The organism is Pseudomonas fuscovaginae SE-1, from assembly GCF_000364705.1.
Lineage (GTDB): Bacteria > Pseudomonadota > Gammaproteobacteria > Pseudomonadales > Pseudomonadaceae > Aquipseudomonas > Aquipseudomonas fuscovaginae_A.
In genome coordinates this window covers 1-11195 of record NZ_AQOH01000385.1, presented here as the reverse complement: position 1 = coordinate 11195, position 11195 = coordinate 1, and the positions used below count along the sequence as shown (strand labels likewise).

General features: G+C 64.7%; 7 protein-coding genes and 1 pseudogene. 4 read left to right on the top strand and 4 right to left on the bottom strand.

Annotated features, from left to right (window positions below; genetic code table 11):
* Positions 1 to 422: 422 nt before the first annotated feature.
* The gene (locus K675_RS0129540; RefSeq protein WP_017907059.1) at positions 423 to 2459 is read right to left on the bottom strand and encodes an NADPH-dependent 2,4-dienoyl-CoA reductase; all 2037 of its coding nucleotides are present in this window, start codon (positions 2457 to 2459) and stop codon (positions 423 to 425) included.
* A 208-nt stretch (positions 2460 to 2667) separates the two neighbouring features.
* Here K675_RS0129540 and K675_RS0129535 point away from each other — a divergent pair, with 208 nt between their 5' ends.
* The 3 genes from K675_RS0129535 to K675_RS0129520 all read left to right on the top strand — a co-directional run bounded on the left by K675_RS0129535 (position 2668) and on the right by K675_RS0129520 (position 6231).
* Entirely contained in the window at positions 2668 to 3807 is a 1140-nt protein-coding gene (locus K675_RS0129535) for a carbon-nitrogen hydrolase family protein (RefSeq protein ID WP_017907058.1), read from the top strand.
* Complete coding sequence (locus K675_RS0129530) at positions 3804 to 4844, top strand: AraC family transcriptional regulator (RefSeq protein ID WP_026145647.1); 1041 nt, start codon at positions 3804 to 3806, stop codon at positions 4842 to 4844. Before K675_RS0129535 ends, K675_RS0129530 begins: the two co-directional genes overlap by 4 nt.
* Positions 4845 to 5193: 349 nt before the next feature.
* A complete protein-coding gene (locus K675_RS0129520; RefSeq protein WP_017907055.1) occupies positions 5194 to 6231 on the top strand; it encodes a transketolase-like TK C-terminal-containing protein in 1038 nt (345 codons plus the stop codon).
* A 180-nt stretch (positions 6232 to 6411) separates the two neighbouring features.
* On the opposite strand, the gene K675_RS0129515 is transcribed toward K675_RS0129520, so the two are convergent.
* Positions 6412 to 6882, bottom strand: coding sequence for a MarR family winged helix-turn-helix transcriptional regulator (locus K675_RS0129515; protein WP_017907054.1), 471 nt, complete (start codon positions 6880 to 6882; stop codon positions 6412 to 6414).
* A 176-nt stretch (positions 6883 to 7058) separates the two neighbouring features.
* Here K675_RS0129515 and aceE point away from each other — a divergent pair, with 176 nt between their 5' ends.
* Entirely contained in the window at positions 7059 to 9737 is a 2679-nt protein-coding gene (gene aceE, locus K675_RS0129510; RefSeq protein ID WP_017907053.1) for a pyruvate dehydrogenase (acetyl-transferring), homodimeric type, read from the top strand.
* A gap of 9 nt (positions 9738 to 9746) precedes the next feature.
* Here aceE and K675_RS0129505 read toward each other — a convergent pair whose 3' ends face one another.
* Together K675_RS0129505 and K675_RS33845 are read right to left on the bottom strand one after the other, a co-directional pair.
* A complete protein-coding gene (locus K675_RS0129505; RefSeq protein WP_017907052.1) occupies positions 9747 to 10631 on the bottom strand; it encodes a DUF2242 domain-containing protein in 885 nt (294 codons plus the stop codon).
* An 84-nt stretch (positions 10632 to 10715) separates the two neighbouring features.
* A pseudogene (locus K675_RS33845) lies at positions 10716 to 10927 on the bottom strand (LysR family transcriptional regulator); the annotation flags it as partial.
* Positions 10928 to 11195 lie beyond the last annotated feature (268 nt).

Genomic DNA, 11195 nt, shown 5'->3' with positions numbered 1-11195 from the left:
CGGCCACCTCGACGCCGGCTCGGGCGAGCCAGTCGAGGTGAAGGGGTTCAAGCGGCGCCCGAGGGCGCCATTCAGGGGATGGCAACACCGGAGATGTGCTCGCTGGCAAAAGGCATCCAGTCTATCAAACGGCTCCCGACCCGAAGACAAACACCGAGCCTTTGTGGGAGCCGGCTTGCTGGCGATACCGCGAAGCGGTGCCACCCACCACACGCTCAGCATCACACCCGGATGGCATCCCACAGCGGATAATCATGCACCCGCCTCACCAACCCGGCCCACAACAGGTTGGCGATCACATCGCCGTGCCACACCCGGCAAGTCCTCATCTGCCTCAGGATGTGACCATGTGTCCGCCATCGCCATCAAGCCGGCTTCCACAGGACGGTCGGTGCGGCCTACACCTCGGTTCAGTGGCGAAATCAGAGTTCGGCAGCCAGGCGCGAACCCTGGTTGATCGCGCGCTTGGCGTCCAGTTCGGCCGCGACATCCGCCCCCCCGATCAGGTGCACGTTCTGCCCCGCCGCCACCAACCCTTCCTGCAGCTCGCGCAGCGGGTCCTGGCCGGCGCAGATGACCACGTTGTCCACCGGCAGCACCTGCGGCGCGTCCTCGCCAATGCGGATATGCAGGCCGTCATCATCGATCTTCAGGTACTCGACGCTGTTGAGCATCTGCACCCGCTTGTTCTTCAGCCCGGTGCGGTGAATCCAGCCAGTGGTCTTGCCCAGTCCGTCACCAACCTTGGAGGCCTTGCGCTGCAGCAGGAACACCTGGCGCGCCGGCGCGTGAACGTCGGGCTTGATCCCGGCGATCCCCCCCCGCGCCTCCAGCGCGGTGTCGATGCCCCACTCCCGCCAGAACGCCTGACGATCCTGGCTGGTGGCTACCCCCTGATGCACCAGGAACTCCGACACGTCGAAGCCGATACCGCCGGCACCGATCACCGCCACCTTGCCTCCTACCGGCTTGCGTCCCAGCAGCACATCCAGGTAGCTCAACACCTTGGGATGCTCGACACCGGGAATGGCCGGTACCCGCGGGGCAATACCGGTGGCGAGCACGATTTCGTCGTAGCCGCCAGCCACCAACTGCGCGACGTCGACGCGGGTGTCCAGGCACAGCTCGACATGGGTGGTCTGCAGCTTGCGCCTGAAGTAGCGCAGGGTTTCGTGGAACTCTTCCTTGCCCGGCACGCGCTTGGCGACGTTGAACTGGCCACCGATCTCGCCGGCCGCATCGAACAGCGTCACCTGGTGCCCACGTTCGGCCGCCACGGTGGCCGCCGCCAGGCCGGCCGGGCCGGCGCCGACCACGGCGATCTTCTTGACCTGCTGGACCGGCAGGTAGTTCAGCTCGGTTTCATGACAGGCCCGCGGGTTGACCAGGCACGACGTCAGCTTGCCGCCAAAGGTGTGGTCCAGACAGGCCTGGTTGCAGCCGATGCAGGTATTGATCTCGTCGGCACGCCCGGCGGCGGCCTTGTTGACGAAATCCGGGTCGGCGAGGAACGGTCGGGCCATCGACACCATGTCGGCATCGCCTTCGGCCAGCACCTGCTCGGCGACTTCCGGGGTATTGATGCGGTTGGTGGTGATCAGCGGGATCGACACCGAGCCGCGCAGCTTGGCCGTGACCTTGGTGAACGCGGCCCGCGGCACCTTCGTGGCGATGGTCGGAATCCGCGCCTCGTGCCAGCCGATCCCGGTGTTGATGAGGGTCGCCCCGGCCTGCTCGATGGCCTTGGCCAGCTGCACGATCTCCTCCCAGGTACTGCCGCCTTCCACCAGGTCGAGCATCGACAGGCGGAAGATAATGATGAAGTCGGTGCCAACCGCCTCGCGCACCCGCCGGACGATTTCCACCGGCAGGCGCATGCGGTTCTCGTAGCTGCCGCCCCAGCGGTCGGTCCGATGGTTGGTGTGAGCCGCCAGGAACTGGTTGATGAAGTAGCCTTCCGAGCCCATGATCTCGACGCCGTCGTAGCCGGCGGATTGGGCCAGGGTCGAACAGGTGACGAAATCGGCGATCTGCTTCTCGATGCCCGCCTCGTCCAGTTCCCGGGGCTTGAACGGGTTGATCGGTGCCTGGATCGCGCTCGGCGCCACCTGTTTCGGGCTGTAGGCATAACGCCCGGCATGAAGGATCTGCATGCAGATCTTGCCGCCGGCCTCGTGCACCGCGCGGGTGACGATCCGATGCTGCTCCGCCTCCTCGCGGGTGGTCAGCCGGGCTGCCCCGGAGTACACCCCTCCTTCCTCGTTAGGCGCGATGCCGCCGGTGACCATCAGGCCGACGCCACCGCGGGCACGCTCGGCGAAATAGGCGGCCATGCGTTCGAAACCGCCGGGCTTTTCCTCCAGGCCAGTGTGCATGGAGCCCATCAGGGTGCGGTTGCGCAGGGTGGTGAACCCCAGGTCGAGAGGGGCCAGCAGGTGCGGATACGAGGTGGCGGTCATGGCAAACTCCAGGACAGGCTAGATCACGGAATGCGGGGGCTCTGCGGTCCCCGTCAGGTTCATGAATGGCACATTAAAGAGCCGCCGGGGGCGGCTCAATGATCGAAACTGACAAGTTATTGATCCAAATGCGCAACCCTGCTTGGCAAGTGCCGCCATCAGCCCTACCCTAGTTGGCGAATTCCGTCCAAGGCTGCCAGCTTTACCCATGCGCAAACTTTTTGTCGGTATCCTTCTCGCTGCCTTGATCGCCGCGCTGACCAGCTACGGCCTCTGGACCCAACAGCGCAGCAGCGGCCACTACCTGTCCGACCTGCGGATCCGGCTCACGCTGAACCAGGGCGTGCCCGGCGAGCATGGCAACCTCCTGGGTATCCAGCCGGAGCTGTTCCCCAGCGACTACCAGAACCTGCAGCGCCTGCACCGCAAACTCGCGGCCTACCTGCAACAGGCCCGTGGTCTCGGCCTGCTCAACGCCAGGACCGTGGTGGTGCTGCCCGAACATATCGGCACCTGGCTGGTGCTGCACGGGGAAAAGGACGAACTGTTCCAGGCCCTCGACCAGCGGGAAGCCATGAATTGGCTGATGGCCAGCAACCCGCTGAAATTCACCGGCACGCTGTTCAAGGCCAAGGGCCGCAACCGTCCGGACGATGCCCGGCTGCGCATGAAGGCCAAGGCCATGGCCAGCGACTACCAGGCGCTGTTCGGCGGCCTGGCGAAGGAGTTCGGCGTGACCCTGGTGGCTGGCACCATCCTGCTGCCCACGCCGTTCGTCGAACAGGGCACGCTGAAATTCGGCCGTGGCTCGCTGTACAACGCCAGCCTGACCTTCGGCGCCGACGGCCTGCCCATCGGCCAACCACAGCGCCAGCTGTACCCGACCTTCGAGCAGCGCGGCTACGTGCTGGGCGCCGCCGACCAGGGGATGAACGTCGTCGATACCCCGGCCGGCCGGCTGGGCATCCTGATCGGCAACGACAGTTGGTACCCGAACGCCTACCGCCAGCTCGACGCCCTGGGGGTCAAGCTCATCGCGGTACCGGCCTATGTCGCCGGCAAGGGCAGTTGGGACCGGCCCTGGCGCGGATTCAGGAGCGCGGTCACCCCACCCGAGATCGGCCTGCGCCCCGGTGAAATCAGCGAGGGCGAGGCCTGGCACCGCCTGACCCTGATCGGCCGGCCAGCGGCCAGCCAGTCCATCGCCGGCATCAGTGTGTTCCTGCGCGGCCAGTTGTGGGACCAGCGCAGTTCCGGGCAGAGTTTCATCAGCTACAACGGCCAGACCTTCACCCAGGACGATGCCGCCGGCCGCGGCGCTCGCCTGATCAACCTGTGGTTGCCATGAAACCGCTCGCCATGCGCCTCGGCGACCTGTCGGTGGGCTTCGTCCACAGCCTCGCCGAGGCGGTACGCGAGCTGGGCCATGATCCAGAAGAATTGCTGGCACAGTACGGCCTGGACCCGGCCCGCCTGGCCGAGCCCGGTGCGCGACTGTCGATCCCACGCTACATGCGCCTGGGCCATGCCGCCATCCAGCTCACCGCCAACCCGGCGCTGGGCCTGCGCATGGGCCGCTTGAGCCGGCTGAGCCAGGCCGGCCTGGCCGGGATCACCGCGGCCCAGGCGCCAACCGTGCGCGAGGCCGCCCGTACCCTCACCCGCTTCGAACCCCTCTACGGCTCCAACTACCGTGGCCAGTCGAGCTTCCACGAGGACGCCGAGGGCGCCTGGCTGCGCTTCTATTCCATCAGCCCGTACAACACCTACAACCGCTTCGTGGTCGATTCGATCATCGCCGGCTGGCTGAAGCAGTTGTCGAGCGTCGCCGGCCAACCCCTGCGGGCGCAACGGATCGATATCGAGTTCGCAACACCGGACTACGCCGCCGACTACCACCTGCTCGGCGACAGCCCGGTGCACTTCGGTGCAGAGATCAATCAACTGCGCCTGGACCAGGCCAGCCTCGGCCTGCGCAACCCGGACCACTGCCCCAGCACCTGGCGGCACCTGCTGCAACTGTGCGAACGGGAACTGGAGCAATTGACCCGCACCCGCAGCCTGCGTGAACGCATCACTCAGTTGCTGGGGCCGTTGCTCAATGGGGGTCGGGAACCCGACCTGGAAGAAGTGGCGGCACGCCTGAAGCTGCCGACCTGGACCTTGCGTCGCAAACTGGCCGAGGAAGGCACGCAGTTTCGCGCAATCCTCAACGATACCCGCCGTGACCTGGCGATGACCTACATCCGCGATACGGAACTGGCCTTTGGCGAAATCGCCTACCTGCTCGGCTTTGCCTCGGCCGAGGCTTTTCAGCGCGCCTTCAAGCGCTGGAACGGCCAGACACCCGGCGAGTTTCGCCGCAGCCAGCGACATTCCGCCTGAGCCAAAAAAACGCCACCGTTTACAGCTCGGTAGCGTCGTCCGCCGGTTCGACAGGGTCCATCTCGAAAGCGTGGAATTCCAGCAGTTCTTCTTGATAGTCATCCATTGTGAAGCTCCTTGTATTCGCAGGTAAAAGCGCTTGTATTACCGACCCGCAGGGCCAGCATAAGTTGCCCATGTGAAGAAAAAGTGAAGCGCTCCATTACCAGACGTGCTCCTCGATGGAAAAACTAGCAGATGGGTCAGGTTTTTTTCCAGTCATTTTTCGTTCACATTGAATTTGATTGCATTTGCAATCAGGTATCAACCTGCCTTAGGGTAAAAAGCCCTCCCCCAGGCAGACCCGAACATGAGCGCATCCGCCAGATCCACCGAAACCGCACGTGCCTGCATCGAAGCCCTGCTGGCCGACACCCCGGCAGCGGGTTCGCCGCTGTCCAGCGTGCTGGCGATCGCCGACCGGCTGGAGCATGGCAGCACGGCAACCCGGCAGGCCTGGGTCATCCGCAATCATCGGCACCCCACGGCGAAACCGTCGGCCCACATCAGTGCCTGGTCGATGCGCTTCTCCCGGCAGCGAGCGGAAAGCCCGCTGTTGTACCTGCTCAGCGCCGAGCATTGCACCGGGCTCCGCGCGGCGACCGGGGAAACCCGGCAGCGAGGTATCTTCTGCAACGATATCGAGACCCTGCCCTCGCGCTGGCCCAAGGGCGCGCAGCCTTCGCTGCCGCTGTGGCTGGCGGGCAATCCGCGCTGCCAGCCGTTCGATCCGGCCTCCGGGGCCGAGGCCCGGGCGATCGTGCTGGGTGCCTTGCAGCGGCTGTATATCGAGGGCGATCCGGGATTCTATTACCTGGCGCTGCATGATCGCGAACAGGGTCCGGCGCTGACGTCGGGGCAGGCACGCGATGCGCTCAAGGGCATGTATCGCCTGGACTCAAGGCGTTCTGCGGCGATCCGTCTGCTGGGAGCGGGTCGAGCCCTGGAGGAAGTGATAGCGGCGGCCAGCCTGCTGGAACGGGATTGGGGCGTGAGGGCACAGGTCTGGAGTTGTCCCAGCTACACCCGCCTGGCTCGCGATGCCAGTCGTGCCGAACGCTGGAACCGCTTGCATCCGGGCGCCCGCAAGCGCCGTTCGCACCTGGCGCACTGCCTGAGCGAGAGCACGGCGCCGGTGATTGCGGTCACCGGTTATCCACAGACGGTGGTCGCTCCGCTGGCCGGACATGTCGCGGCACGGTTCGTCGGGCTGGGCGCGGGATCGGTCGGGCCGGGGGCGCCAGACCGACACTGGATCGCCGCCCTGGCCCTCGGGGCGCTGGCGGATGAGCAGCGGATAGCGCGAGAGGTCGTCAGGCAGGCGTACGAGCGTTATGGAGTGGCCTGACAGTTGGGGGCTATCGCCAGCAAGCCGGCGCCCACAATGACCACGTCGACCCCATATCCGGTGCGCGGCGCAATCCTGTGTCTGCTCCTGCCCACAAAGATCGCGTTGACCCCAGGTCGTGTTGGTGGCGCAGTTCCCGGTGGGAGCCGGCTTGCTGGCGATAGGGCCAGAGGCCTTTCCTCAGACCTTGATCCGCTTGCGCGATTCGCTGCCGGCGTTGCGTGCCAGTTCGGCGGTACGCTCCAACGCCTCGGCGAAAGCGCGGCGCTGGTCGGTGTCGAGCTGCGAGAGAAACAGCTCGGCCACCGCCTGCTCGTAGATCTTCCACATCTTTTTGCGCAGCACCCGGCCAGACTCGGTGATCGACGCCAACGCTCCACGTCCGTCACCCTCCGAGCGCGAACGCCGCACCAGGCCATCCTTCTCCAGCCGGTCGACCAGCCGCGTGAGGTTGTAGCGCTCGATGGCCATGACGTCCGCCAGCTCATGCATCCGGCGGCTGCCGTCCGGGCCACTCTCCAGCCCCCACAAGGCATCGTACCAGGCATAGGGCGGCAGCCCGGCCTCGGCCAGGCGCCGCTCTATTTCGCGGATGACCGTGCGATGAGCCCTGACAAAGCGAAACCATACATCGGGCTCGTTGGAAGCCATGAATACCCTCCGGGGAAATCAGGAAGGTTGCAATGGTAACGCATGGCGGGATAAATTCGGACATGTGATTGCAATTGCAATCATTTTTCCAGCGCCAGCGCGACATCACCCACAAGGTTCGAGCGTCACCTGCGCGCCGCCATCATGCTGCCCATCGGCAGCCCCAGGAGCCCGGCATGACTCACCCCAACGCCCTGATTCTCGACGACGACCCGCAGGAAACCCGCGAATGGCTCGAATCGATCGAGTCCGTCCTGTCCCACGAGGGGCGCCCTCGCGCGCACTACCTGATCGACCAGTTGCTGGATTTCGACGTCGCCCGCCATGGCGACTTCCACGGTCGGGTCACCACGCCCTACGTCAACACCATCAGCCGCGAGCGGCAAAAGCCCTACCCGGGCAACCTCGCCCTCGAACGCCGGCTGAACGCCTATATCCGCTGGAACGCGATGGCCATGGTGCTGCGCGCCGGCAAGCATTCGGGAGTCGGCGGCCATATCGCCACCTACGCCTCGGCGGCGGTGCTGTACGACGTCGGTTTCGATCACTTCTTCCGTGGCCGTACCGAGAGCTTCGACGGCGACATGGTCTATATCCAGGGTCATTCTTCCCCGGGCATCTACGGTCGCGCCTACCTCGAAGGCCGGATCAGCGAAGCCCAGCTCGACAACTTCCGCCGTGAAGTCGGCGGCGAAGGCCTGTCGAGCTATCCCCACCCACGGTTGATGCCGGACTTCTGGCAGTTTCCTACCGTGTCCATGGGCCTCGGCCCGATCACCGCGGCCTACCAGGCGCGCTTCATGCGCTACCTGGAATATCGCGATCTCAAGCCGCACCAGGGGCGCAAGGTCTGGGCCTTCCTCGGCGACGGCGAGATGGACCAGCCGGAATCCCTGGCGGCGATCTCCCTGGCCGGACGGGAAAAGCTCGACAACCTGATTTTCGTCGTCAACTGCAACCTGCAGCGCCTGGACGGCCCCGTGCGCGGCAACGCCAAGGTGATCCAGGAATTCGAAAGCCTGTACCGCGCCGCCGGCTGGAACGTGATCAAGGTGATCTGGGGCAGCGGCTGGGATGCGCTGCTGGAGAAGGACCGCAGTGGCCTGCTGCGCCAACGCATGATGGAGTGCGTGGACGGCGAGTACCAGAACTACAAATCGCAGAATGGCGCCTACGTGCGCGAGCACTTCTTCGGCAAGTACCCCGCCCTGCTGGAACTGGTGGCCGACCTGAGCGACGACGACATCTGGAAACTCTCTCGCGGCGGCCACGACCCGGACAAGGTCTACAACGCCTACGCCGCAGCCATGCGCCACAGCGGCCAGCCGACGGTGATTCTGGCCAAGACGGTCAAGGGCTTCGGGATGGGCGAAGCCGGCGAAGGCCAGAACATCAACCATCAACTGAAGAAAATGGACCTGGACGCGGTCAAGGCCTTCCGCGACCGCTTTGGCCTGGAAGTCTCGGACGAGCAACTGGCCGAGGAAATTCCCTACCTCAAGCCCCCGATCGACAGCGAGGAAGCCCGCTATTTCACCGCACGCCGACAGCAACTCGGCGGCCATGTGCCAGCCCGCCACTCGGCCTGCGAAAACCTGCAGATTCCGCCCCTGGAGAGTTTCGAGGCGCTACTGAAAGGCACCGGCGAGCGCGCGATCTCCACCACCATGGCCTTCGTGCGTATCCTCGGCACACTGCTCAAGGACCCGCATATCGGCAAGCGGGTGGTGCCGATCGTACCCGACGAATCACGCACCTTCGGCATGGAAAGCCTGTTCCGCCAGATCGGCATCCACTCCGCCGTAGGCCAGCTCTACACCCCGCAGGATGCCGGGCAGTTGAGCTACTACAAGGAAAGTCGCGACGGGCAGATTCTCCAGGAAGGTCTCAACGAATCCGGCGGCATTTCCTCGTGGATCGCCGCCAGCACCTCCTACAGCAACCACGGCCTGATGACGGTGCCGTTCTACATCTACTACTCGATGTTCGGCTTCCAGCGGGTCGGCGACCTGGCCTGGGCGGCCGGCGATGCTCGGGCACGGGGCTTCCTGCTCGGTGCCACTTCGGGCCGCACCACCTTGATGGGCGAAGGCCTGCAGCACGATGACGGCCACAGCCATGTGCTGTCCTCGACGATCCCCTGCTGCGTGTCCTATGACCCGACCTTCGCCTTCGAGCTGGCGGTGATCATCCACGAAGGCATGCGGCGCATGTATGTCGAGCAGGAGGATGTCTATTACTACATCACCCTGCTCAACGAGAACTATCCGCACCCGACGATACCCGAGGGCGTCGAGGAAGGCATTCTCAAGGGGCTCTACCTGCTCGAGCCTGGCGCCGAGCCGGTCGACGGGCAACCCCGCGTGCAATTGATGGGCAGTGGTTCGATCCTGCGCGAAGCGCTCGCCGCGGCACAGTTGCTGCGCAACGATTTTGGCGTGGTCAGCGATGTGTGGAGCGCCACCAGCCTGACCGAGCTACGTCGCGAAGGGCACGCGGTGGAGCGCTGGAACCTGCTGCACCCAGAGGAGGAAGCGCGGCTGAGCTATGTGGAAAGCTGCCTGCGCGGACATGACGGGCCACTGGTGGTGGCGACGGACTACATGAAGATCTTCGCCGACCAGATTCGTCCGTTCGTCAACGACCGGCGTTTCGTCGCTCTCGGCACCGATGGTTTCGGCCAATCGGATACCCGCGAAGCCTTGCGACAGTTCTTCGAGGTCGATCGCCACTTCATCGTCCTCGCCGCGCTCAAGGCCCTGGCCGATGACGGGCAGATGCCGCGCAGCAGCGTAGCGCAGGCCATCAGTCGCTACGGGATCGAGGTCGACAAACCCGATCCCGCGGCGATCTGACGCGACGCCTCACTGGGCCGGCGTAGCCGGTTCGGTGGTGGCCGGCGTCGCTGCCGGTGCGGACTCGGCTGCCGGTGTGGTCGTTACCGGCTGGGTCGATTTCTCAGTGGCCGGCGCCGTTTCGACAGGGGTTGCCGGAGCCGCCTCAGGCAGCGGTTTGATCGGCTCGGGAACGGCCGGCGCACTCAAGGCCGGAGCGGCCGGGCTCGATTCGGTAGGGGCGGGTGCCACATGACTGGGCTCCGTGTGTGCGGGCTCGGCCGCCTTGACCGATTCCGGTGCCGCTTCCGGCCTGGTCGCCGCGGCACTCTCCGGTACGCCCAGATCAGCCTTGGGCTTCTCGTCGGTGTGCTGTTCCTTCTTCACCTCGGGCGGCAGGAACAGTTCCACCAGGTTGAAGAACCGATCATAGAAGGTCGCCGAGGACACCGTCTCACTGGCCACCTTGACCATCGAATCATCCGTCGAGCCGATCGGCATCGACACCGAACCCAGCACGCCCACACCCAGGCTGGCCGAGTTGTTGAGCTTCTTCAGCGCATAACGGTCCTGCAGGGCGTTGGCGAACACGGTCGAACGCTTGCCGCTGCTGCCATCGGCGGCACAGACGATGCTGAAGCTGATCTGCAGATGGGTATCGCCGGTCTGCTGGAAACTCTTGTTGCCGGTGATCAGCTTGGGATCGGTGCTGGTAATGATGTAACCCTGGCTGAGCAAGGCACGTCGGGCCGCTTCGCAGGAGGCTTTCTCGTTCACCGAATAGTTGCGCGAGAAGGTTCCGGAATCGTCGAAATTCTCATGTTCATAAACGGCGGTCTTGGGCGAGGAGCAACCTGCGGTGCCCACCAGCACCACGGCCATTGCCAGGGTACGCAAGTGGAATGATGTCGACATTGATAATCCTGAGTAAAACGGTCCGGGGCGTATTGTGCATCAGATCGCCATTCCAGAGCGCGCGCTTTTAGTGTCTTGAATACCTTACGACAGCGTTTTTTCAGGAAAAAGACCTTCGCTCAGGTGGTCGATCAGTACCCGCAGTTTTGCAGAGGCATGACGACTTGACGGCCAGAACATCCAGAAAGTTCCGCTGTGCTCCAGGTAATCGGCGAGGAGGCAATCAGTGTCTCAATCGCCGGCTCGTCCTCCCCCGGCGCCAGGCGCAGCGGCCAGGGCTCCAGCTTGCCGGTGGCGCCATGAGTGGCGCGTTGGCGCTGAATGAACTGGGCGTACCGGCCCCGCCGTGGATGGTGGCCGGCCTGTTGGCTGGTGGCCGTGGCGTTGCCGATGACGGACCAGATCCGCCGTAACGGCTTCTCCACCCAGGGCTGAAAGCACTTTCCCGCAGGCAAAGAAAAGCCCCGACAAGTCGGGGCTTTTCTGTCGCTTCGAGGAGTTCAAGGGCCTCGAAGCCTTGTATGGCGCAGCGGACGGGACTCGAACCCGCGACCCCCGGCGTGA